The organism is Phyllobacterium zundukense, assembly GCF_025452195.1.
Lineage (GTDB): Bacteria > Pseudomonadota > Alphaproteobacteria > Rhizobiales > Rhizobiaceae > Phyllobacterium > Phyllobacterium zundukense_A.
Map to the genome: position 1 here is coordinate 223160 of NZ_CP104970.1, position 23127 is coordinate 246286.

Annotated in this window: 25 protein-coding genes and 2 pseudogenes; 5 read left to right on the forward strand and 22 right to left on the reverse strand. The window is 58.0% G+C overall.

Features of this window, described 5'->3' with window-relative positions; all coding sequences use genetic code 11:
* Positions 1 to 56 precede the first annotated feature (56 nt).
* Positions 57 to 365, forward strand: a complete 309-nt coding sequence (locus tag N8E88_RS02850; protein ID WP_262291067.1) for a transcriptional repressor TraM — start codon at positions 57 to 59, stop codon at positions 363 to 365.
* Between the two features lie 112 nt (positions 366 to 477).
* Here the strand turns inward: N8E88_RS02850 and N8E88_RS02855 are convergent, their stop codons facing one another.
* The 3 genes from N8E88_RS02855 to N8E88_RS02865 all read right to left on the reverse strand — a co-directional run bounded on the left by N8E88_RS02855 (position 478) and on the right by N8E88_RS02865 (position 4430).
* Complete coding sequence (locus tag N8E88_RS02855) at positions 478 to 1668, reverse strand: DUF932 domain-containing protein (protein ID WP_262291015.1); 1191 nt, start codon at positions 1666 to 1668, stop codon at positions 478 to 480.
* Positions 1669 to 1762: 94 nt separating this feature from the next.
* Positions 1763 to 2158 carry a hypothetical protein gene (locus N8E88_RS02860; protein WP_262291016.1) on the reverse strand — a complete coding sequence of 132 codons (396 nt, stop codon included), beginning with the start codon at positions 2156 to 2158 and terminating at the stop codon, positions 1763 to 1765.
* A gap of 127 nt (positions 2159 to 2285) precedes the next feature.
* A complete protein-coding gene (locus tag N8E88_RS02865; protein ID WP_262291017.1) occupies positions 2286 to 4430 on the reverse strand; it encodes a ParB/RepB/Spo0J family partition protein in 2145 nt (714 codons plus the stop codon).
* 296 nt (positions 4431 to 4726) lie between these two features.
* Between N8E88_RS02865 and N8E88_RS02870 the strand changes: the two genes are divergently transcribed.
* Positions 4727 to 5644, forward strand: coding sequence for a DMT family transporter (locus N8E88_RS02870; protein ID WP_262291018.1), 918 nt, complete (start codon positions 4727 to 4729; stop codon positions 5642 to 5644).
* On the opposite strand, the gene N8E88_RS02875 is transcribed toward N8E88_RS02870, so the two are convergent.
* Entirely contained in the window at positions 5604 to 6257 is a 654-nt protein-coding gene (locus tag N8E88_RS02875) for a TetR/AcrR family transcriptional regulator (RefSeq protein WP_315975197.1), read from the reverse strand. The two genes, N8E88_RS02870 and N8E88_RS02875, sit on opposite strands and share 41 nt — an antisense overlap.
* Positions 6258 to 6427: 170 nt before the next feature.
* Between N8E88_RS02875 and N8E88_RS02880 the strand changes: the two genes are divergently transcribed.
* The gene (locus N8E88_RS02880) at positions 6428 to 6952 is read left to right on the forward strand and encodes a DinB family protein (RefSeq protein WP_262291019.1); all 525 of its coding nucleotides are present in this window, start codon (positions 6428 to 6430) and stop codon (positions 6950 to 6952) included.
* Positions 6953 to 7076: 124 nt separating this feature from the next.
* Here the strand turns inward: N8E88_RS02880 and virB11 are convergent, their stop codons facing one another.
* The 13 genes from virB11 to N8E88_RS02945 are packed head-to-tail and all read right to left on the reverse strand — an operon-like array spanning position 7077 to position 17173.
* Positions 7077 to 8072, reverse strand: a complete 996-nt coding sequence (gene virB11 / locus N8E88_RS02885; protein ID WP_262291068.1) for a P-type DNA transfer ATPase VirB11 — start codon at positions 8070 to 8072, stop codon at positions 7077 to 7079.
* Positions 8073 to 8080: 8 nt separating this feature from the next.
* On the reverse strand, positions 8081 to 9256 hold the full coding sequence (gene virB10 / locus N8E88_RS02890; protein WP_262291020.1) for a type IV secretion system protein VirB10: 1176 nt from the start codon (positions 9254 to 9256) through the stop codon (positions 8081 to 8083).
* 9 nt (positions 9257 to 9265) lie between these two features.
* Positions 9266 to 10117: a P-type conjugative transfer protein VirB9 gene (gene virB9, locus N8E88_RS02895; RefSeq protein WP_262291021.1), complete on the reverse strand. Its 852-nt coding sequence runs from the start codon at positions 10115 to 10117 to the stop codon at positions 9266 to 9268.
* Positions 10114 to 10785: a VirB8 family type IV secretion system protein gene (locus N8E88_RS02900; RefSeq protein ID WP_262291022.1), complete on the reverse strand. Its 672-nt coding sequence runs from the start codon at positions 10783 to 10785 to the stop codon at positions 10114 to 10116. Before N8E88_RS02900 ends, virB9 begins: the two co-directional genes overlap by 4 nt.
* Positions 10779 to 11072 carry a hypothetical protein gene (locus N8E88_RS02905; RefSeq protein ID WP_262291023.1) on the reverse strand — a complete coding sequence of 98 codons (294 nt, stop codon included), beginning with the start codon at positions 11070 to 11072 and terminating at the stop codon, positions 10779 to 10781. Before N8E88_RS02905 ends, N8E88_RS02900 begins: the two co-directional genes overlap by 7 nt.
* Before the next feature lie 47 nt (positions 11073 to 11119).
* Positions 11120 to 12040 (reverse strand): TrbL/VirB6 family protein, encoded by a 921-nt coding sequence (locus N8E88_RS02910; protein ID WP_262291024.1) that lies wholly within the window; start codon positions 12038 to 12040, stop codon positions 11120 to 11122.
* Between the two features lie 3 nt (positions 12041 to 12043).
* On the reverse strand, positions 12044 to 12277 hold the full coding sequence (locus tag N8E88_RS02915) for an EexN family lipoprotein (RefSeq protein WP_262291025.1): 234 nt from the start codon (positions 12275 to 12277) through the stop codon (positions 12044 to 12046).
* Positions 12274 to 12972, reverse strand: a complete 699-nt coding sequence (gene virB5 / locus N8E88_RS02920; protein ID WP_262291026.1) for a P-type DNA transfer protein VirB5 — start codon at positions 12970 to 12972, stop codon at positions 12274 to 12276. Before virB5 ends, N8E88_RS02915 begins: the two co-directional genes overlap by 4 nt.
* Entirely contained in the window at positions 12972 to 15338 is a 2367-nt protein-coding gene (locus N8E88_RS02925) for a VirB4 family type IV secretion/conjugal transfer ATPase (protein WP_262291027.1), read from the reverse strand. The genes virB5 and N8E88_RS02925 overlap by 1 nt, the downstream gene beginning before the upstream one ends.
* Entirely contained in the window at positions 15331 to 15669 is a 339-nt protein-coding gene (locus tag N8E88_RS02930) for a VirB3 family type IV secretion system protein (protein ID WP_262291028.1), read from the reverse strand. The genes N8E88_RS02925 and N8E88_RS02930 overlap by 8 nt, the downstream gene beginning before the upstream one ends.
* Positions 15670 to 15672: 3 nt before the next feature.
* A complete protein-coding gene (locus N8E88_RS02935) occupies positions 15673 to 15972 on the reverse strand; it encodes a TrbC/VirB2 family protein (RefSeq protein ID WP_262291029.1) in 300 nt (99 codons plus the stop codon).
* On the reverse strand, positions 15969 to 16631 hold the full coding sequence (locus N8E88_RS02940; RefSeq protein WP_262291030.1) for a lysozyme family protein: 663 nt from the start codon (positions 16629 to 16631) through the stop codon (positions 15969 to 15971). The genes N8E88_RS02935 and N8E88_RS02940 overlap by 4 nt, the downstream gene beginning before the upstream one ends.
* A 2-nt stretch (positions 16632 to 16633) precedes the next feature.
* Positions 16634 to 17173 carry a hypothetical protein gene (locus N8E88_RS02945; RefSeq protein WP_262291031.1) on the reverse strand — a complete coding sequence of 180 codons (540 nt, stop codon included), beginning with the start codon at positions 17171 to 17173 and terminating at the stop codon, positions 16634 to 16636.
* A gap of 96 nt (positions 17174 to 17269) precedes the next feature.
* Here N8E88_RS02945 and N8E88_RS02950 point away from each other — a divergent pair, with 96 nt between their 5' ends.
* Positions 17270 to 17623 carry a helix-turn-helix domain-containing protein gene (locus N8E88_RS02950; protein WP_262291032.1) on the forward strand — a complete coding sequence of 118 codons (354 nt, stop codon included), beginning with the start codon at positions 17270 to 17272 and terminating at the stop codon, positions 17621 to 17623.
* A 315-nt stretch (positions 17624 to 17938) separates the two neighbouring features.
* A complete protein-coding gene (locus N8E88_RS02955) occupies positions 17939 to 18136 on the forward strand; it encodes a hypothetical protein (RefSeq protein ID WP_262291033.1) in 198 nt (65 codons plus the stop codon).
* 95 nt (positions 18137 to 18231) lie between these two features.
* On the opposite strand, the pseudogene N8E88_RS02960 reads toward N8E88_RS02955, so the two are convergent.
* From N8E88_RS02960 to repA, 5 genes and pseudogenes are all read right to left on the reverse strand, one after another.
* Positions 18232 to 18434: pseudogene (locus N8E88_RS02960) on the reverse strand (cold-shock protein).
* Between the two features lie 34 nt (positions 18435 to 18468).
* Positions 18469 to 18870, reverse strand: coding sequence for a hypothetical protein (locus N8E88_RS02965; protein WP_262291034.1), 402 nt, complete (start codon positions 18868 to 18870; stop codon positions 18469 to 18471).
* A 134-nt stretch (positions 18871 to 19004) separates the two neighbouring features.
* Positions 19005 to 20220 (reverse strand): annotated as a pseudogene (repC, locus tag N8E88_RS02970) (plasmid replication protein RepC).
* A gap of 154 nt (positions 20221 to 20374) precedes the next feature.
* The gene (gene repB, locus N8E88_RS02975; RefSeq protein WP_262291035.1) at positions 20375 to 21364 is read right to left on the reverse strand and encodes a plasmid partitioning protein RepB; all 990 of its coding nucleotides are present in this window, start codon (positions 21362 to 21364) and stop codon (positions 20375 to 20377) included.
* Positions 21365 to 21435: 71 nt separating this feature from the next.
* Positions 21436 to 22644 (reverse strand): plasmid partitioning protein RepA, encoded by a 1209-nt coding sequence (gene repA, locus N8E88_RS02980; protein ID WP_262291036.1) that lies wholly within the window; start codon positions 22642 to 22644, stop codon positions 21436 to 21438.
* Positions 22645 to 23127: the final 483 nt, after the last annotated feature.

Sequence of the window (23127 nt, forward strand, 5' to 3'; positions counted from 1 at the left end):
TCAAGAGGAAGGGGTCGTCGATGCGCATCGCAGACAAGCCAAAGAGTGGAATTGAAATGGATCTAGCGACAACGACATTGGAACAACGTTGTGAAGTTCGTGCCGTGTTCGGGCTCACGGAGGGGCTTTCCAAGGCGGACCTGGAGAGCTTGACCGTCGAGGCCATCCGCACCCGTCGGTGTCTGGTCGAGGAGGCTGACCAGCTGTACCAGGCATTGCCCGACGACTACAGATCCGGAAAGACGACCGGCGGTGCTCAGCATCTCGAATACATCCGGGCCCGCATGGACATGCACGCGCAGATGTATGTGGTGAACACTCTGATCACCGTCCTGGGTCATATCCCTAAAGTGCCGGTGAATTAAACCGAACACGTTCAACGTCTTCATCGATTGAATAATCCTGGATTCTGCGGCGAGAGCAACCGGATGCGGCCGAACACCGTTCGACCGCATCAGGCAGGATTTCGGGGCGCAATCAGGCAGCGCTTTCGAGCAGCTTCTTGGCCTTACCCTCGAGTTCGAGACGCGTGTCCTGGTGTGGCTTGCCGCGGGCGAGCGCTGTAATCCCCTGCACGAAATCGAAGATACTTTCTGGCGGGCGACCTTCTTCGCTAAGCACCGTCTCGATGATCTTGCCGGTCTCCGCTTTCGAAAATCCGCGCCGGCGCAAAAAGGTCTGGCGGTCCTCATCGTTGCGCGCAACGATGCGTTCGCGCGCCGCGCGGATACCGGCGACAAAGGGTGCCGGCGAGGAATTGGCGAAACTTGTCAGCGCCGGCGCTGCTTCGTGGGCGAAGCGCTGCGCCGCAAATTTACTGTGCCTGATGGTGATTTCCTCGAAATTTTCGGAGCCCCAGATGTTGCGATTGGCACACACGGCTCTGAGATAGAACGAGGCGATCCCGAGTGTCTTCGAGCCGACCTCACTGTTCCAGGCATAAAAGCCGCGGAAATACAGATCAGGCTCGCCGTTCGGGAGACGGCCGGCCTCAATCGGATGGGTGTCATCGACCAAAAACACGAAGACATCACGATCCGACGCATAAAGCGTCGTCGTGTCCTTGGTGATATCGACGAACGGATTGTGCGTCATACTGGCCCAGTCAAGTCGGCCTGGAATCTTCCACATCGTATCTCCGGTCCCATTGCCGGCGATGCTCATTATGGCCTCGACCAGATTCTTATCCCAGATCCTGCCATATTCCGGGCCTGTCACAGCCCTGAGCTCGGTGCGGCCGTCGTCCATTTCGAGCGTTTTGATGAGCTCCGACCGGCTGTTGAGCAGACCATGCTGGAGGTTGATCGCAGCCAGCGGCGCGGGAAGCTGCCGCATATAGCTGGCGGGCGCGCCAACCAGACTACAGAGCTGTCCGTAGCTCCAATGGGTTGGCGAGATCGACTGGCGTCCGCCGGGAACGACGAGTTCCAGCCGCTCGGCATTGTTGCGCGTCGCTTCAACCCGGATTGCCGAGCTTTCCACGGTCCGGACCTGCGCACGATCCGCCCTGGTTTTGACGGCATAGTGGAGTTCTGAGAGCGAGAGGTAGCGTTCGTCGTCCGGCCGCGAAAACCATTCGGACGAAACGCGGCCAATGCGCTCTCCGCGGGAAATGTCGACCTTGAAGCCGGTGGAAACAGGGCTGGAGGCGGAGGGCATGATGTTCATGATATTGTCCTCTGAAACGAAAAGCCCGGCACTGTGGCCGGGTGTGGTTGAAAGGCAGTGGAGTGGCATGAGATGGTCTGAGCGACATGTGCGCTCAAACGTCGTCGTCCCGACGCTCGAACGAAGATGACCGGTCGCCATCCGATTCATTGCTCGATCCCGGCGGACAGGACGGCTGGTCGACATCGTCGGCGCCGGAAAGGATGGCCTCGCCCCTGGCGATCGCCCATTTGGCTTTGGCAAGCCATTGCTCCGATGTCGACCGATGCGCGAGCACGTCGTCGACCATCATCTTGAGCAAGCCGAGCAGGATCTCGAAGTGGCCAACTTTCCGTTGCACCATTCCCCGAAAACGTGAGGGAACAGGGACGGCTGGACCACGATAGGCGGCGTCCGCTCCTTCCCAGATCCCGGTGACATGGGTTTCGCCTGCAGCTTCGTCATCGCTCCTGACACCGCGCGGCAGGCGGCACCAAGGCTTTCGGCGCAATAGCCGCGGCTCCGAAAAACAGGCAGCTGGTAGGTCGTCTCGATCGTGTATTGAGGCATTTCAAAACTCCTGAAGCGAAAGAGCCCGGCACGAGGCCGGGCAGTGTTGAGTGAAGGACAGGAAGGGATTACTCGGCCGCGTCGAGATGGCCGAGGCCATCCACGTCCTGCGCCTCGTCATCCTGATCAGCGAGATCGACGTCCTCTGTCAGGAAGGCAGGAAGTTCGCTGATGGCGATTTCAGAGGTCGGGTCATTACCGGCGTCTTCAGCCACTGGCAAAACCTCATCGGACGCGGCCTCCACACCGGCGCTGCGCAACGGCTCCGGCAACCAGCCGCTGCCGGCAAGCAGGCGTTCGGCCTCCCGTGCCATGTCGGTCTTTTTCAGGTGCTCGATCAGTTGTGCCGATTGCTCGCCCTTGGCATCCCGCACCGCCTGCAGGATATGAGCCTTGGTCACCCTTCCGAGATAGTTGTCGACGGTCGGAGCCCATCCCGCCTCAACCATGTCGAAGCCGATCGAACCGGCGACCTGGTCGGTGTGGGCGATTGCGCCGCTACGCTTGTTCCAGGGCTCGATCACGGCGTTCAAGGAGAGCGACGCGCAATGGGCAAACAGCGCCTGGCGGCTCGCGTCGTCGAGCACGATCAGGAAGCCCCAGAGCTCGTCCGGGTTTTTCGGCAGATCCTGGCCCCAGCCTTCGTGCCGCTGATCGATCTCCTTCGCCCAGACCGTGTCGCCAAGCCTTGGTGTCTGCGAGAATCTGGCGCTTTGCAGCGTCAGTTCAAGGCATGTATCGGAGCCGTAGAGATAGAAGGTCTTCAGCACGAAGGCGTGCAGCACGGCGATGAAGGCAATGACCGGGTCATTGGCGAGCGCGTTGCGTAGCGCCACGGTGCGGGCTGCCGTCAGGTCGAGCACGAGCCGGTCGGAAAGCGGACGAAGCGCACCATCGTCGTCTTCGCTCTCGCCGTCCGCGGCGGGCGTGCCATTCGCGGAGACGCCGTTGAGGAATGCGGACGGGGTGTCGCCGCCCTCGGCATCCTCATGAGATTCCAAAGCATGATCGCCGTCTCTCTCGACCTGCGGCTCGTCCTCGGGCCGGACAAATCCGCGTTCGATCTTCAGCTCACCGTTGGCGCCGAGCGAGATGACGGCGCCGCCGCGTGCGACGTCTTCATGGTCGAAGACATAAGGCCGGTCGTTCAGCCTGTCGAGCGCGTCGCCGAGCTCCTCAAGCTTGCGCTCGGTTTCTTCGCAATACTGTTCGGCTTGAGCATACTCCGCGTCGAGCTTGTCGTATTCGGCCTTCAGGGCATCGTATCGCGCAAGCTCGTCCGCCGTCATTTCCGCCTGTTCGCCATAAAAGCGGCGAAGCCCGGCCGTGTGACCATAAGGGAAGTCGAAGGCCGCCTCGACCCAGTTCCAGCCCTCGTTTGCCTTGAGCGCTTCGGCATCGCTATTGAGCTTCTCGATCACAAGCTGCTCGAGGAGTGCGGGATCCTGCAGCCAGCCACCATTGTCCTCGTCGAAGAGGTCGCGCATCACCACGCCGCCTGCGTCGTCGTAAGCCTCGATCCCGACATAGACGGCACGGCGGTCGCTTGCGCGGATCGCCGTTTCGGTCAGTAGCCTGCGGATATAATAGGGCTCGCGGACGTGCTGGCGCGAGATCGTATCCCAGACCTGTTCCTGACGGACGTGGTCATTGGTGATCGAAAAGGCCATAACTTGTTGCAACGTCATTTCGTCACTGGCGTAGAGATCGAGCAGACGAGGCGATATCGACGCAAGCCGCAATCTTTGCCGGACTGTTGCAACGGATACGAAGAAACGGGCAGCGATGTCTTCTTCATCCTGACCCTGTTCGCGCAGCGTCTGAAACGCCCTGAACTGGTCGAGCGGGTGCAGGTCGATTCTTTGGCAGTTTTCGGCAAGCGAATCCTCGACTTCCGCCGTCTCGCCCTTGCTGACGATGCACGGGACGCCGGCGGTCTTCGCCAGCCGCTTCTGGGCAACGAGGCGTTCGAGCGCGCGATAGCGGCGGCCACCGGCCGGGATGCGATAGATGCCGGTCTCGTTGCCGTCGGCATCGAGTTCTGGCCTGACGTTGAGGCTGGCCAACAGGCCACGGTGCGCAATGTCCTCGGCAAGATCGTCGATCGAGACGCCCGCCTTGGTCTTGCGAACGTTCTGTTGGCTGAGGACCAGCTTGTTGAAGGGAATGTCGCGTGCAGCACTGAGGGTGATTTTCTGGGTGGCCTGAGCCATGTCCGTTCTCCATGACGGGCCGGCCGGAGCCTCTCTCCAACCACCTCAACCCGTCACAAATCTCCCTTCCCCCCTCTCCCTCTCTCTTCCATTCCGGCAATTCAAGATGGGTCCCCTCGGCAAAAGCAGCGCTTCGGACCGGCACATATGTTGATCGGCGGCCGGCTAACCCTTATCCATAGTTCCATGGCCGGCTCGCGAGCACGCCCTTTTCGACCGCATTTCATTGGCCCAGACGGCCCGAAACGTAGAATAGCGAATTTACGGCGTCGCGGCGGTGCGACAATGGAGGAAAGATGGAATCTAGAGCGGGGCTGACATGGGCAACAATCATACTCTCCTTAGGCATGGCTCTGTCAGGAACGGCAGGGCTTTTTTCCGTCTCGTCAGGCCAGCCGACTTTCAACGTGGTGTTTTTCCGCTGCTTGTTCGGAGCGTTGGCGCTTATCGGATGGCTATCACTGAGGGGTGGCTTGAAAAGCCTTTTCTCCATTGAGCGAAAACTGTGGCCACTCGTGCTGGTGAGCGGCATCTGCCTCGTGCTCAATTGGCTGACCCTGTTCGAGGCATTCCATCGAACCTCGATCGGGTTCGCAACGATCATCTATCATCTGCAACCCTTCTGGATCGTGCTCGCCGGCGGACTGCTTCTGGGCGAGGCGCTCTCGCGGCACAAGATCGGGTGGATATGCCTCGCGTTCCTCGGCCTGGTCCTCACCATCCTGCCGAAGCTCGGGGATGTGCAGACCGACCGGAATTGGCTGATCGGCGTCGGCTTGGCGCTCGTTGCCTCGCTTTTCTACGCCGCCACAACGCTGACCACGCGCGCGGTCAGAGGCGTGAAGCCGGACGTGCTAAGCGCGGTTCATTGCCTGATCGGGTGCATCGCCTTCCTGCCGTTTGTCAACATGGCAACGCTCCAAGGTGGCACCGCCAGCATGTGGGGATGGCTGGTTGGGCTTGGCATCATCCATACCGGTATCGTCTATGTGCTGCTGTATTCGGCTTATCCCAGGGTGCCCACCACCATCATTGCCGCTGCATCCTTCCTGAACCCTGCCGCTGCCCTGCTGTCTGATTTCTTCGTCTTTGATCGCTCTGTCACCGCAATGCAGGCTGTTGGCTTGGCGCTGATCCTGCTCGCCGGACTCGGCGTGAATCTCGGGTGGCCGTTTATCTTCGGCCAACGCCGCCCTCTATCGCAGAAATCCTAAGACCTGTTACGTCACAGGTTTCTGTCGCAAAGGGTGTCGCAGGCTTTGGGATATTCGCGAAATCAGACCATTTAAGCGCCTGAGCTGCCGCTCCGTCACCCGCGTCGGCAAGGTATAGGCTGACCAGTCGGACCAGCTCGTTTTGCATTGTCGGGTCCGCCAACATGCCACGGCGGGCGGCATTGTGAATCACCCCGTCAATCGCATCAGAAATGATCAGCGCGGCGGTGTGGTCGGCTCTATTGGGCTGGCGGTTCCGGTAGGTGGCTACGGCTTCTGCATAGTAGGCGAGATATTCGACCTCGAATTCGCTGTTGGGATTCCGATAGTCATCAGAACTTGGAGCTTCATCGAGTAATACCCTGTGCAGTCCTGGATAGACGCTGTGGGCGGCGACCATGGCATGAACGAGGTTCGCCACAAACTGCACCGGCGATAGGTCTTTGGCTTTGGATTTGCGCATGACGGCAAGACAGTCGTCCAGATGCCGGCGACGAATAGCATCGACCAGGGAGAGCTTGTCCGGAAAATACTGATACAGCGAGCCGATGCTCACTCCGGCCAAGTCTGCAACCCTGTTGGTCGTGAAGCCGGCCCATCCTTCAGCGCTCAAAATGCGAGCACCAGCTTGAAGGACGTTTCAACCGTCGCACGGGAAGGGGCCTGGCGCGGCTCCTTGCGCATTACCGACTGCTCTTTTGCAATGCGAGTAGACAACGCAACCCCCTTGTACAGAATGTGAGTAAATTACTCGCATTCTGTGGAACTTGGAAGGACCGTCTCATGAGCGCTTTGCTTCAGAAGCTCTATGGCTATCATGCCTGGGTAAATAACGACCTATTCGACAAATTGGGAACGCTGGATCAGGAGCAGCATAAGACTGAGCTGCACACCGCCTTGCGGCTGATCAACCACTATTATGTTGTGGCTCGGATTTTCGCCGGGCGTCTAACCGGTGTGCAGCAAGGCTATACCTCCGACAACACGGACGAGTCGCCAACGTTGGGCGAGCTACGCGCCGCCGTAATATCTTCCGATCAATGGTATCTTTATTACCTTCTCGGCGTCTCGCCCGAAAATCTAGCCGCGGCCATCCCGTTCACTTTCGCAGATGGAGACAAGGGCTATATGACCAGAGAGGAAATGCTGACCCATGTTGCTCTGCACGGAGGCTATCACCGGGGCGAGGTTGGCCGAATACTCTGGCAGCTTACCGTCACTCCGCCTTGGGACACCTTTGCTGTCTATCTTCACCAGACCGACCCGGCGCGGCGACAGCAGGGCCGCACGCAGTCCGTTCCTGCCTGAAGGACAAAGCAGTCCTGTTGTCGCGTAATTTTCTAAGATTCGCGACAGATCGCCGACCCCTGAAAAACATAAGGAATTTCTGTCGCAAAAGTCGGATGCAAAAGCCGGAGGTCCCTCTCGTCACTCAAGCCGCTGCCCGATAGTAGATCTCGGTCACCCGAAACCGCCCGTCGACGCGCTTGCATTGCACGACAACGTCGATCGCAATCTTGAGCATCTCGCGTATATCTTGCCTCTCCAGGTCCCTCCCCCCTTCGGATTCCTTGACGAGCAGCGTCAGCTGTTCGAAGGCGAGCCGGGCAGAATCCGCGTGGACGGTTGTAATCGAACCGGGGTGACCCGAGTTGACATTGCGAATATAGTAAAACGCCGTGCCGTCTCGCAGCTCCTGAAGGAGAATACGATCGGGACGCATACGAAGGCAGGACTCCAGCAGTTCCTTGGCGGCAATTCTGGCGATGCCCTGGCCCCCCTTTGAATAAAAGAGGCGAACGTGGTTGGGTTGCGGGATGACGAGCTCGGGCGTGTCTTCTATCGAAATGATCCGTTCGCTGTCCGGAATATGGCGGATCAGCGCTTTCGAAAGCGTCGTCTTGCCCGAGCCCGTCGCTCCGGAGATGATGATGTTCTTTCGGGCGAGCACTGCCTCCTGAAGAAATGCCTTGTAAGCCCCGGCTCTGTGGAGCTCCAGCAAGCGGTTGGACGGTGATGCCGCATCGCTATCAATCTGCACGACATTGGCAAACAGTCCCCCATGATCGAGATCGTCGAGGCTCAGTGAAACAGAGGATGGCTTTCGGATGGTGATGCTGACGGTTGCTTTGGTCGTGGCGGGCGGGATTACGATTTGAATCCGCTCCTCGTCGGGCAAGGTCGCCGACAGGATCGGCCGGGTTTCGTCGATCGACTGGCTGGAGAAGCTCGCAACGGCCCGTGCGAGGCGCATCAGCTTGTCGAACGAGAGTTCCGGCATGTCGTGGGTTTGCCATCCGGATGTCCCTTCGGTGAGACCTTCGCCCGGTCGATTGATGATGATCTCATAAAGCGTCTGGTCTCGCAGGAAGCGTGAGAGCGGCAAAAGCAGCTCCCGAACGACACCGGCGTCAGTACCCTCCCCCATCATCCACCCTACTTCGTGATCAGCTTTGAATCCGGACGGAAATCCCCAAGCACGGCACGATCATAGATGCGGTTGTGTGGCTCCGTGACCCGAAGCCCATAGACACCAGAGAAATCGAGATCGCGCGCCACGAAAATCGAAACCGGCTCTCCCTGATGTTTTATCAGCGTCGGCGGAATGTTGATCGACTGTTCGACGGCAATAGCGGCTGCCTGTTGGCCGGCGCTCGTGGTGCTTTGCGCATTCACATCGCTATCCTGAAGCTGGCTGTTGGCATAGGAGGTGGCATCGCCAACGATGGACAAAAGAATGGCGCTGCCGAAGCGCTCCCACCAGTGCGTATCAACGTAACCATCCATACCGGCGCGGCCGAGGGCATCGGTGGCTGGCGATGCCAGGGTCACAATCACGCCTTTTGGCGTTTTCGCCCGGTTCCAGAGGACAAACAGGCGTTTCTGGCCGCGGTGTAGGCCGCCGCGATATTCGCCGACCACCTGCGTCCCCTTCTCCATCAACACGACGCGGCCGTTATCAGACAGGACATCCCGATTGATGACGCAGCTGGTGAAGCCCGGCTGATCGGAAGCGAGCGCGGTTTCCAGAACGCAAGGAATGGACGTTCCCATGGCGACAATAAAGTCACGATTGCCAAGTGTACCGGCGCGCGATCCCTGCAATTGCGTCGGCGTCATCAGACGGTTGAAGCGCTGATCCTCGTTTTCTCCCTGCGTGCTGATATTGGAGGGGTTGACGCCAAGTGGCACGTAGTTCGACGTCGCGTCCGTGCTCTTCTCGTCGGTGCGCCGCTCTGTCGACGGCGATTTTTCGCCACCATAGGCGATGACAGGAGCGCGGCGCGCTGCGTCCAGCAATTTGTCGTCCTCCAAGGGTGCCTTTTCGGTCACGACCGGCGTCGGCAGTTTGACCTCCGTCGGGATTGAGGCAGGTTCCACCTTCTCCTTCGCCGGCTCAAAATCTGATGTCTGTCGGATGACGACGCGCTCGGGTTGTGCGCCGTCTGTCGGCTTGTTTTGTCCCCGCATCGACCAGAGCGCAAAGGTCACAAAGGCGACGATCGCAAGCGCCACGGCGCCGCGCTTCAACACGGGATTGTTGTCGAGCCTGCGACCGACGGTCGTTTCAGCTCGCTCGCCCGGGATCTGGTTCACTTCTTCCTCGGCCATGTGATCTCCCTATTGCCCTGTCGGCGTCTTGAGGACGCGCTCGACGGACGGCGACGTTGTGTTGGTCTCGGGATTGATACCGACGCGGTCATAGGCCTCGTTGAAGACGCACAGCACGTCGCCTCCCCTGCGCAGGATGAACTTGCGGCTGATCGCATGGACGAGCACGAGATTGCCGTCGATGGATTTCGGTACCAGGCTTTCCGTGCCGTCGGAATTTTCCATATAGATCGCCGGCATTTCCTGGTTGCCGACAAACGCGAAGGTCGTGACCTTGCCATTGTCGTAGACCGCCTGCGGTTCCAGCGCCTGGGATCCTTGCGCCGAATAGCGCCAGTTGCGCGGGCCATAGGCCTCGTGGAGGCCAAGCACCCGATCCGCTGCGGAGGCTTGCGCGGCCTGGGCCCGGGCCGCCGCCTCCAGCCGCCGCCGTTTGGCTTCATCGGCCGGATAGCGGTACTTGACGTAGAAGTATGTGTTCTGACCGGCGCCGACTGGGCCGTCGCGCACTGTCAGCTCCATTTGATAACTGCGTGTCGAACCGTCCCGCTGGGTGGTGACGACCGAAATGTTGGTCACGGGCTGGTTTTCGCGGGGCTTCAGGAAGAGAATATTACCGGCGGGCGCCACTTCCCAGGCAACAGAGTTGCCGAGCGCGACATGGGCGATCTCCTCGTCGGCGGCAAATTCGACCTGAACCGAGGATCGCAAGGTGCCGACGATTCTCGTGATGTTGTATGGCTGGTATTCCACGAAGCGGACACGGCTATCCTGCGATGCGCCGCGGGGAATTTCCAGTGCAAGTGCTGTCGAGGAAAGCCCGAGGCTCAGAACAGAGGCAATAAGGAATTTCTGTCTCAATTGATGGCCTCCGGATCGGCGCGATAGTCGCCGACGACGAAGCCCAGGGGATTGATCAGCCGGTCGGTGGACGACATCGGCGCGTTGGCATAGGAGAAGGTGAGCGTTGCCACCCAATGCGTGGTTTTCACCTCGTCGCCTCGGGTGACCGTTCGCATATAGCGGACCGAGGCGACCTTCGTGTTGATCAGCGAAATCGACACGATGTTGATGCGGGCGGTTACCGCGCGGCCATAAATATTTTGCGGCGAGTCCGGATTGCTGCCGCGATAGTGGCCCGCAAAGCGGGTCTGTTCCGGCTGGGTCGAGAGAAGCGCGACGGTTCGAAAATTCTCCTCCGCTTCACTCCAGACGTAGCCTTCCCGGGCACGCACATATTTTGCCGCGAAGTATTTCGTCACAGCTTCATCGTAGGTGCCGGCGGTCGATGTGAGCGCCGAGACGACATCGACGATGCCTGTCGAATTGTCGACGCGCACGACGAACGGCTCGACGGACTTCAGTGGTGTCAGGCCGACGATTGCGACGATGGAAACTGCGGCGAGAACACTGGCGGCGATCGCAACCGACCACGCGATCCGCGCAGAGCGTTCCACCTGGATGAGACGGTCCTGATCGAAACGGCGCGCCCTCTCGAAATAGCTCTTGAGACTATCCGTGGTCACCATCTCACTCTCCTCCCGCAGTGACGGAAGGAGCCGGCGGCATCGAACTGTTCGAAAGCGGCTGGTGTGACCGTTTCTTGCTCTTCGACATAAGGCGTTTCGCGGTTCGTCGACGTCGTAGGGTCCGCTTCAGACGCCGGCTGCTTCGTGGTGCTCTTGTCCTCCCACTGCCACATCGCGCGGTTCAGCGGCCGGCGGGAATAGCCGTCACATTTGGGAAGCGGGTAAGAGATTGAGGCGCAACCGGTCAAACCGGCGAGAAGAAAGAGCGACAAAGTCATGCGGATCATGCGGAAACAACCTGTGCATTTGCAATAATGTGACATCATTCGACCCCTCACGGCGTCAAACGGCGCGCCGCTGAACGCGCGCCTCGGCCGACTGCGCTGGCCGTGTGGGAAGCGGCCCAGGCAAGAGTGCTTTCGTGGGCGTCGCGCGCCGCACCATAGCCGTAGGTGAGCGACGCTCCTCCGGCCGCAAGCGCCGAGGCAATGCCGGGCAACTGATAGAAAACATAGAGCGCGGCCAGACAAATCGCGCAAAGGGCGATCGGCCGCATCAACACGTCGCTGTAGCCTTCGATGGCCGTAAACGTCGTATCGATGCAGGTGATCAGCAGCGAGCCGATCGCGACGACCAGCACCTGCAGAATGACGAAATTGACGAGCTGGCCGATCCAGGATTCGGTAAAACGCCGCGTCGCCTGGAACATGGCAAGCGCCACGAAGATCGGACCGATCGCAAGGACGATGGCAAGCGCCAAGCGTGCATAGAGCGAGACGATGTAGCCGATCGCGGCGACGATGAAGCTCGCGCCGATCACCATCATGCCGCCGATGCCGGTGACGATATCGACCGGCCAGGACGCGCGCGACCAGATCTCATAGGCGCATTTCTGTCCCTTATCGAGCAGACTGTCGAACGTGGACGCACTTGGCGTAGTGCCACTGTTCAGCGCCTGCGAGATCTCCCTTGGCAGCGTGTCGAAGAAGATGCTGGTGACGTAGGTCTGGTAGTCGCTGGCGTTCCTGACCAGCATGACGATGATGGCAAGCTTCATTGCCCGGAAGGCGAACTCGAGAATGGGCTCCTGGACCGAGCCGCGCAACACGAGATAGCCGTAGAGCACGATATAGAGGGTGAGCGCGGCCGTCAGCGGGCCGCTGATCCAGTTGGCGATATTCGAGGTGCCTGAGGAAATGAAGTTCTCGAGCGGCGCCTTGAACTGCGCGTCGACGAATTTGAAGACCTGGTACATCCGTCAACTCCCCAGCGACCTGCGCATCCGCTCCAGGCGCAGCTTGCCATCGGCGGCCTCCGCATTTGAGCAGTTGGGCGTGTCCCGCAGTTCGCCGGGATTGTTGCGGCATTCGGTGATGATTTTCGCAAGCATGGCCGCATCGCCGACCAGTTCATCGACGGTGTAGGACGTCTCCGATTGTCCGGAGCAGCCTGCAAGCGCAAGCAGGATCATGGCAAGGAAAGCTTGCTTCATTGGAGAGCCGCTCCCATCGCATCCATGCGCTTTCGCCAATCCTCGGACTTGCGCTGGTCATCGACCTGAACCTGCGCCTGCTGGATCATCTGCAGCCCTTGCATTCTCAGAACGTCGGTTTGCAGAAATGCCGTCTCCGCCTGCAGACGCGCCTGGAGATCGGCGGTGTCCTTGGCGTCGGCCGCACTGGAGATCTTCTGTCGAAGCTGGTCTATGCCGTCGATGCGCTTGGTCGCCGCATCGTAGATCTGCTGCCCCAGGCTCATCTGCCCCGCATTCTGGTTCTGGATGCGCGACAATTCCTGTGCGTAGAAATCACCCGCCTCCGTGCGATAGGTGGAATTCTTCTCCAGAAATTTCGTGGCGGAGTTGCCGAAGACATCGGTTCCCTGTCCGTTGAAGAGGCTCTCGATCGCAGTGAAGTCCTGCGGCAATGCCTTGCGGACCGACGGATCGTTGAGCACGCTTGCGACATCCGCCATGTCGGTGATCTTGTTTAGCGATCCATAGAGCTGCTGGGCTTGCTCAAGCTGCTGATTGAGGGCGTCGAGCTGGGATTTGAGCTGGGCGATGCTCTCGATCTGCTTGGCGATCGCCGTCTGATCGATGACGGGGATGCCTTGAGTCGCGGCATGCTCGGCCGAGAGCAGGAGGGCCAGAATGGCGAAGATCGTTGGGGCTCGATAAGTTCGCATCAGCCTGCTCTCCTTCTTGTCCGGAACGCCGGAAGCCAGTCTTGGCGCCGGTCGCCAACTTCCGCCCGAATCGCGTCGGCAAGCTCGACATTGGCGGTCCGGCCCGACAGAATAGCGAGGTCATCATCGAAGCCATTGAGGTTCAGTTCCGCGACGACGCTGTTGTGCCCCTGCTTGACGATGAAGCGCCGGCTCTCGACGGAGAGCTCGCGTGCGACAAGCTCAAATTCCCGCTCGGTCAGCTTGAAGCCACCGACATAGTCGGCGTGATCGCCGCGCGGATTGGGAAGGAAGAGCTGCGTCGGGCACTGTTCGATGATCGTGTGTGCGATCGGCGAGGCGATCGCATCGCGCGGGCTCTGGGTCGCAAACAGCATCAGCCCATTCTGTTTGCGGATGGTTTTGAGTTTGTTCTGCGCCAGATCGCGAAAGCCCTCATCCTGCAGCGCTTTCCAGAACTCGTCAATGACGATGATGATCCGGCGCCCGTCGATCAGTTTCTCGACGCGGTAGAAAAGATAGGCCATCAAGGGGTTACGGATTTCCTCGTTGTCGAGGAAATCGGTCATGTCGTAGCCGATGAACTTGGCGCCGATGCCGATGTCGTCGGCCTCATTGTCGAACACCCAGCCGAGGGGCCCTCCCCTCTCCCAACGCCGCAGCCGGGATGCGATACCTTCAGGATCGGTGTTGTTGAGAAAGGCGCGCAAGGCGCCGATCGAACGGCGTTCGACGGGAAGGTCTGCCACGCCGTCGATCGCAGAGGCTATATCGCGCAGCTCCGTGACCGTCAGCTCCCGGGTTGTGGACCCGACCAGCTTGCCGACCCACTGAGCCAGGAACACCTTGTTCGCCGCGGTAAATTCGAGCGCCTTCAAGGGCGCGCAGCCCGTGGCAACACCGTTCCTGAGCGGCAGGTAATTGCCGCCGGCGGCGCGAACGAAGAGATCGGCGCCGCGATCCTTGTCGAAGAACACCATATGCGGATCATGTTTCTCGAGCTGCGAGAGCATGAAGTTCAAAAGCACCGTTTTGCCGGCACCCGATGGACCGCAGACGAAGGTATTGCCGAGATCGCCATGGTGGAAATTGAAATAGAACGGCGAGCCCGAAGCGGTCTTGAGCATCGCGACCGCCTGTCCCCATTCGTTGCCGTCCTTCTGGCCGGTCGGATAGGAGTGATAAGGTGACAAGGCGGCAAAGTTCCGCGAGGTGATGGCGCCCGACCGGGCGCGATAGCGGGTATTTCCTGGCAGTTGCGCCCACCAGGCGGCTTCCAGACCGAGATCCTCACGGGCGACCACAGCACCGCCATTGGTGAGGTAGGCGCGTGCCTTGGCGAGATTGTCAGTCAGTTCCCCGACCGAGGGAGCGAAAACCGAAAGTGTCAGATGATGTTCGCCGAGAACAAACCGGTTCGATTCCAAGTCGTCCATCGCATCGCTGAGTTCGCCGATTTGCGAGGCCGCCTTGTCGCCGGCGCTGACCATCTGGTTTTGCTTGCGGCCCATGATGGTGCGCGCGTCGGCCTTTGAGGCAAAGGCGAAGGATTGCGTCAAGATGAGCTCGAACGGTGCTGTGAGAATTCCGTCGAGCATTCCGGAGCGGGTGGTAGCCGGATATTCCTTGAAGCCGAACATCCCGGCATAGCGGCTTTCGGCTTCGTGGCGGATCTCGATGGTTTCGCGGCCAAAGATCACGCGGTCCGAATAGATCGCCGAGGATATTTGTCCCTCGGTCAACGGGACCGGCTCGCGTCGTCCGCCGGCAAGCTGGTGCAGGACTTCGCTCGGTTGAGAAAAGAGAATGCCGTCCAGCTCATAGAGGGAAAGGAGACGCGGCTCGAAGCGCTTGAGGCCGGCTTTCAGGTCTGTCACCTTGTCGCGCAGATGTTTGAGAGCGGTCTCGTCCACCTCGACGCCGGAACGGCGCGCCTTGCGCAGCCGCTTGAGAACACTTGCCGCCTTCTGCGCGGGATCGCGATCGGGACGCCAGACCAAGCTGACGTAGAGGTCGTTGCGGAACAGGTCCTCCCGGACCATCCGCTCGCGGTATTTTGTATTGAGGCCTGCGGAGAACGAGTTTTCGAATTCGCCTTCGGGATAAGTATTGTCGCGCCGGCGGATGACATGCGTCCAGAGCGCCAGCCGCTCGTCGGCAATGTTGCGGTAGAGGGTGTTCAGATCGCGGTGCAACCCGTTGAGATCGCGAATGTCCGCGGTCTCGAAGGAAACCCCCTCGATGGCGAGCATCACCATCATCGCCCGTGAACCGAGCGCAATGGTGGTCTCGTCCACGTGACGGACATAGGGAATAAAGGTTTCCGGCCCGAGTTCACGATGCCGAAGCGTTGTAAGGTTAGGCAAGGCTGAAGTCCCTTTCATCGTAGCGTTTGACGAGTTTCAGGGGAGAGAGCGTGGAACCACCCCAATACGAGGCATTGCGCGAGCGGCCGCGGGTTTCCAGCCACGCCACCAGGATGCGGAACATGTTGTGATCGTGTTTGACGAGTGCCCGGAAGACGAAGTGGAAGACGACGCCGACCAGCCCATAGGCGATCGATCCCGCGGTGATGTAGAGGATAGTCGTCAGCATGATGTTGACGCCCATTGCCTCCATGGTTACGCCGGCGATCATCGCGGGGCGCGTGCAGGCGAGAAACAGAGTCTCTTCTTCGAGTGTGGAGGCGCTTGCCATCGGTCAACTTCCGACGATGGTATTGACGAGTTCCGTGGCTCCGAAGATGCCGCCAATACCAATGATCCAGAAGCCGGCGCGCCTAAGATCCATATAGCCGAACATCCAGGCGATGCAGATGATGATCACGGCGATCACGGCCAGCAGTTTGGCGATATTGCCGGTAAGCATGTCGACGATGTTCTGCAGCACGGTTTCGATACCGGCCGATTGCGCGAAGGCTGGCTCAACCAGGAGGGTAATGATGGCAGTGGCCATCAGGGCGGAGGCAGCAAAGGGGCGGATACGGTGTTTCGAGATCATTCGGTGGGCTCCGGTCGGTCATTCTGAAAGATGAGAACTGAGGATCGCCGTCGGGAGCTGAACACGTCCCAGGGCAATGCTTCGGCGGTTCGGGAGGATTGGGTGGGAAGTTGACGTTCGGCCGCATCATCGGGCTGAGCGACAACATCCGCATGTTCCTGCGGTCCTGCTATGGTCAGCGAGGCAAGCCGCGGCGCAAGCCGCTTCACCTCCTGGCGCACTTGCTCGTCATACTTGACCATCGCGCCGACGGTAGGATCGTTGCGGCCGTAATAGGACCAGAGCATCACTTGTTCGGCCTGGGCGGCGTCCGCCCCTTCGCGCGAGGCAAGCCTGTAATATCCGTCAAGAAGGCTCGCCGTGGCCTTGAGGTTGAGGCAAGGATCGAAGGCGTCGGAAATGGAGAGCTTCAGCTTCTGGAGTTCCTTTGTACCAACACCGCCGAGCCCCAGTTGAATATCCTGGTTCTCGGCCATGAGGGATGTGGCGGCTTCAATTGCCTCCGCCTTTGACGCGGGCTGGCTGGCAAGTGGCGTCCCGCCGTTGATGCGGATATTGAACGGCTGAAACCGGCTCTCGAGGCTGACGACAGCAGCGAGCGCTTCCACCTGCACGGCCGGTGCGCAGGTCCCGGCGAGATCAACGAATGCGACGTCCATGCTCAGTACCAGACCCTGTGGGTGCCGGAGCCGTCGATGGTGACGTCGACATAGTGGGGTTGCGACCGGACATTGGGCCGGGTTATCGGATAGGCCATGCATTGGAAACGACCGTTTACGCGCTGCCAACGCGGGGACGCAGCCACGCCGGAGCCTCTGTCGCCGCGGTCTCGATCGAAACTGCACAGCGCGCCGCTCACTTCCTGCAGCGACTGCGAAACACAGGTCGCTTCCTGCCCGTGCGGGCCGTAGCTGCCGACCAGTTTGTAGCCGTCGTCGCAGTAGTATGGCTCATAGCCGGGCCGCGAGCTGTGAAACCCGACACCGCTGCAGGTCGGGAACGAATGTCCCTTGGCAAGGTGCCGCCATAGCTTCTCGACCGGCGGCCGGCATTCTGCGAATTCCGTCGGACCGCCGGGATTGGACAAGCAAAGAAGCACCTGGCATCCCCAAACATCCGCTCGCGCATGGCTAACGGAAATGAGATAGAGTGGTAATATGCAGCAAACGGGGAACAGCGGATTGAGCAGAAGGTTTTTCATGTACGGGCCCTACCGAGACGACGGAATGCAATCGCAGACGGGAGTAATCAGCCCGATCACGCTTTTAGACTTTCGTATATACCACAGTAAAAAAACATGACAAGAGTCCTCAGGTCCCACTTACAAAATGTCGCATTCTCCGGCCTCGTCCTGCAGGAGATTCTCGATCGCCCTCTCGATGACGAGACCCCTCAGGCGCGGCTGAAAGAGATCGGCATGATGACGGTGCTCTATGCGATGAGCCAGGCGCATCAACCGCTAACCCTCACAAATATATCGGAACTTTTGAAACTCACACGGAGCGGGGCGAAGGAGACGGTCGATCTCCTCGTCAGACGAGGATTACTCAACGAGACCATGGTCAAGAACTCCATGGGGCGCGGAACGGCACGAAAATTCGAGATCTCGAAGGAGCTTCTCGACAAGTTGAGATCCTTCGACACCGAGTAACGTTTAAGTTAAAATGACGAATTTACGTTTGCAAAGTGCCGTTGCCAGGATAATTCGGCCTGGCACCAGGTCCCTTTCCGGGCTATCGCGTTGCGTCGTGGCGAGAACAAAAATCTCCGTCACGGGTTCGATGCCCCGAGGTGCGACATCGATCTCCCTACCGGCGAAATTCCTCAAGCTCTTTATGCGCACCATTCACATAACTGCTTTGAGCAAGCAATTTGCATCCGTCGATGCACTATTGTCACATTGCTGACTCACCGCCGTCATCAGGAACTGCTAGGATGTCGTCAAGATTCAAAAAGGTGGCCTTATATGACAAATAACGTAGAGCCCACCCTGGACGAGCTTCTGAGCGAGCCGATAATTCGTTTGGTGATGATGCGTGACGGTATCGATATCACCGACGTAAGAGCCATGATGGAACAGGCCAAGTTTCGGTTGAACCGCGGTCGCATTCCGGACGGAGTGCTTCAAGCCGTCAACAATCCATGCCTCAACATCGTAAACTGAGACTCTGTCCCGGGCGACGGCCCAGAGGGATCCGCACGTCTGATTAACTTTATTGATGCTAAGCGAGACAGGTCACAGGCTGGGAGCTTGCCGCTTCAAAGCGCACCCAACTTCTCAGCCCATGTCTTGCCCGACTTCTTGTCCTGCACGAGCTCGTCACTGATCTTCTGACCGTCGTTGAGGCTGCGCAATCCAGCGCGCTCAACCGCAGAGATTGAACAAACACTGCATCTCCGCTTCCTTCTTGTTCTCGGCAAAAAAGTAAAAATTTGTCCCCTCTAATAGACGTCTCCGCCACCGCTTTCCGATAAGGAATAAACTTGGTTCAAGTTTTATACAGAATATTTCATGACTTCCTTCCTAAGCCGGAACCACTTTACGCCGTTCCGAATGTCCGCAGTCTGTATTCTGGCACGTAAGCGTATGTTCCTTATACCAAAGACACCAAAGGTAGGGTGATCCCTTACAGCAGTGACTTTAAACCGACCGCTTCGGCACAGCGGACATGTCTCGCCTGACTTCAACGCAACGATTTCGCCTTGCAGTTTTTTAATCAGCGTATCTTTCTCGTGCAGTTCCTCCCGCGCATCACTTAGCGCGATCTTTATATCAGCGAGGCCGCCATAGAGTTCGTCCATCTTCGCCTTATAGCTCGCGGAATTCACATCCCTTGCGATATCGCGAAGGTCTTTTGCGATCTTGATCGCTTGGCTTGCAGTGGCAAGCGTTCCCATTATGTCCATATTTTTCCCCCAATGATTCGTCATTAATTATGATAATTATCATGTAAGCGGGGCAGATTTGTTGGTGTCTCTGAATCGCCGGAAATGCCCCCGAACAATCAGCCGCAAGGCATCAGGCGATCCTATCATGTCGCCACCAGTTGCGGATGCACACCATTAGCCTTCAACGCCGCCATCAGCATCGGCCCGACGGAAAACTCCCCTGCCCTCGCCTTCTCGGTCAAAGCGCGCAGATAGCCGCCGGCGGAGTTGATGTGCTGGGACCGCTGCAAGATGCAGGCGATAACGATGGCGGTGTTCTCCTGGCCAAAGACATCGAGCGCATCCTCATAGGCCGAGGGGGAAATGCCGAGATAGCCCCTTACCTGCGCCGCCGTGGTCATCAGATCGCGCCAGTTGCTGATCCCACTGGCCGCATAGTCGGCGATTTCCGGACAGGCCTTCATCACCAGTCCAAGCGGATAGGCTTTTGTTGCATCCTCAGCCTTGGCCTTCACGAACTCGGATTTTGGCGCTTGGCTGTTTCTGAAGCGAGGTTCAAGATCAAATTTAGTATTAGATTCTGTAATCTGGTGTTGCGGTTCATTTTGAGACTCATTGGCGCTCTGATTCGCGACATTTACATGCTTTTCCAACAGCATAGCTACTTCGTCGTGCAACGCCGCCAAATCATTCAGAATGGGCTCCAGGGCATCAAGCGCTGCCCGGCGCGGGATTGCCTCGACAATAGCCCGAAACCGTGTCCAGAGCGCTCCCCAGTCGCCGCAAACGTCTTCGGCCACGGCCACCTCGATAAGTTTGGCGATATCCCGCCGCTGCAGCGTGATCCGCTCGCGCACCAGCTTCAAGGCCCGGGAGGCGGCCCGCACGCTCTCAGCGGCCTGCTGCAGCTCTTCTGCACGGGCCAGCAAGGGCGCCAGGGAAAAGCCGAACGCGTCGGTGATCTCCCCCTCCCCTGCCCTTCCTGGAATAGCGTTTGCCGTTGGGGCTATCCTTGCGCGAGATCAGACCGCATTCCAGCAGGGCGGCCAAATGCCGGCGCAAGGTGGCATTGGCCATGCCGTGGGCGCGCATCGACAGCTGAACATTGGAGGGAAACACCACCAGGCCGTTGTCGGCTGACAGTTCGTTATCGGGCAGGAATGACAACAAAGCGTTGAGCACCGCCAGCGAGCGGTCGCCAACGCCAATGATTTCCTTGCCTTCGCACAGCCAGCGATACACCTGCCACTTGTCGGCGGTCGTACCCGCTTCGATGCACTGGGCTTGAGCCTGTGTTTTCAACTGGCCAAGCGACATCGATCGCCGCCCAAAGGGCGTCGTTATGAGATTTCCAAGCATCTCCGTTCACCTTTCTAAAGGCAAAAGAAACCCGCTCGCCAAAATGACGTCAAAGACTCTTGACTATGATTCGGGGAAATGCGATTCTCAGGTTGTCACACGTTGAGAAGGGCTTCCACGATTACGTCGTTTGGGGGCCTTTTTCTTTTGCGGTTCAGTCTCCTGTTTTCCTAACTTTTCCCGATTCCATGAAAGCTCGATAGAGCCCTTCAAGATTCTCCGAAATCCATCCACCGAATATGGCGGCATTCTTGTCTCGAAGCGCCAGCGTATAGCTCTTGCCAACTGCTTTCGAGACCACGGTCACTGATTTGTCGCCAGGCGCCCACGAGCTGTGAACGGCCTTCTTTTCGATTGTCTTTTTCACAGGCTTTGCCGATTTGTTCAGCGCGTTGAAGAGTCTGTCGAAACGTTCGCTGCTATCCAGTTCGTGAAAAGCTGCATCCGAAACAACCGCGTCTAACTTGCTGGCGTGCCCAAACCTTCCTACAAGGAGCGAAAACTCTACCCAACGTTCGCGGCCGACCGACGGCGCAGACCCAATCTTTTCTATTAAACTTGCGGGAACGCGGCTGACGACTGAAATCATTTTTGAGACCGCCGCAGCGTTGGCCGCCAGTGCCGACGAGATGACTTCTCGGTCGTATCCAAGGTCTTCCAGACGCTTCGCAAATACCGCCCGCTCTATAAAGGTTAGATTTGCGCGTGCCGAATTCTCCTGGCCCTGGGCAATTACATGCGTCTTGTCGTCTAAAGCCTTAACAACTGCCCGCACCTTCCTTCCCAGTTCGCGGGCGACTCGTACTCGTCGATGCCCGAAGACAATCTGAAATCGGCCATCGATTTCGGGATGAGGCCGAACCAACACCGGGGAGTTTTGGCCACGTTCCTTGATTGCTTCGAGCAAGTCCTTGAACTGATCGGTATCATCTTCCATACGGTCGGAAACGAATGACCCGTCGATGGTTGCCGGATCTATCTCTATAACCGTTTCACCTTCAAGAAATCTATCAGCTTGCTTTGCCAGCTCATCGATGGACCGGATCATGGATTTGGAAGCGCCACGTATCGGATAAGAAGCCGTGGAGTGCGACTGATCAGATGTATCGTCCGCGAGGCCTGCCAATAGATTTTTTCTAGCCATGTGTTCGCTCCAACTTCGCTCAAAGAATTGAATATTCTCGATAAAACGTCGATTTTGTCAGCCGACAACAATCAACGTCCCCAAGCCTCGTGAATCAAGTCTGCTATTTCGGCATTAACTGCGTCAAGCGAACCGATCGCGCGCTCGTAAGTTGACCGTGTCATTGCATTCTTCTCAACTTCGTACAGGGTTTGTTTTGTTATTCCCGCATCAGATACAGCTGTGGACTTGAGCATCTGATTCTTGAGAATGAATTGCCCGAAGAGCGTCTGCAAAAACGCTACCATCTGGGCTTGCGGCATGTCTGTCGGTTCGTATCGTGTCACTAAATATCGATACCACTCCAGATTGACTTCAGCTCCCGCACTCCGGATAGGTTCCAAGATGCCACCGAGCATCAGCAAAAACTGTCCCATCGACATGACGTCGAGCATTTGTGGATGGATCGTAATTAGAACGCTTGTGGCAGCTGTCAAAGCCGTGATTGTGAGATAACCGAGCTGAGGAGGGCAATCGATGACGACGACGTCATATCGATTATCAACCTCCGCCAAAGCACCGGAGATTCGTGTGAAGAATGCTCGGCCTGCGTTTGAGCTCTTGTCCGTCATTGCCAAGGGAGTGTCGTACTCGAATTCCTGCAGCTCAAGGTTCGCAGGAACGATGTCCAATCCGGGGAAATTGGTGGGCTGGATGATCTCCGACAGCGGCTTTCTTTCCCCGTCATAGCGGATGGCATCATACAGCGAAGGTGTCTGGTCCAGTTCAGGTTGAAAGCCATGCAGCGAGGAAAGTGACGCCTGTGGATCGAGATCGACAGCAAGCACCCGATGTCCAGTGAGCGCAAGATACTGAGCAAGGTGAGCAGCCGTTGTCGTCTTGCCCGAGCCGCCTTTGAAGTTCACGACAGCTAGAATCTGAAGCTTTTCACCCTGTTTTCTATGCGGGACGTACATTTTTGCTTCAGATCGACCGTGTTGATCCAGATATTGCCGCAGCTCGAGCATTTGTTCGGCGGTATACGTCCGCCTGCCAGTCGGAGATGTTTCAGGAATGGGGCCTTTACCCTCAAGGTGCAACTTCTTAAGATGGCTTTGTGAAACGCCCAAGTAGGCGGCAACCTCGCTCAACGAAAATGACCGCAAATCTTTTCTAGCGTGAGGGGGAAAGCGCTGCAGGCTCAAAAGATGCAGCTTCTTCGAAATCTGATCGCCTTGTTCGAGAATCTGCTTTTCGAACAAAAACGGGGGTTTCGTCAACGGGAGTGCATTCGCGTTCATTCGACGGGGGCTTTCAAAAAACGATTTTCAGGCCGAATATAGCCGACAAGCGTGATTATGCCCGATTCTTTTATTACGGCAAGGAGTTTTAAGTTAACAAAAGGTTAACGCGCCCAGGACAAAAGAATCACGTTGGTCTTTTTCCATGCAATTGAATTAGCAACACAATTTGTTGTTTTTGTCAGCGGACAATTTCCTGCGCGATTAAGCTTTTGTCGCTTATAAAGATTGTTCGCAGAGATACACATTATCGACCGTGTTTTCAGTTCCGCAGGAGGGTACTCTGCTCTGTGTTTGAGAACGCGTGCCGGCGGCACGGCGGCCACCTTTTGCGCCGGGTTCCATCCTTGTTCAAGTCCGGCTCAACCGAGGCATTCACCGAACCACCGATTGCCCTCTTGTCTCCGCGATGTTCCTGTTCTTAATCCAGCGGCGCGCAACTGTTATTGCACAACAAGGCCGAGCTTTCTGGCCCGATCGTGC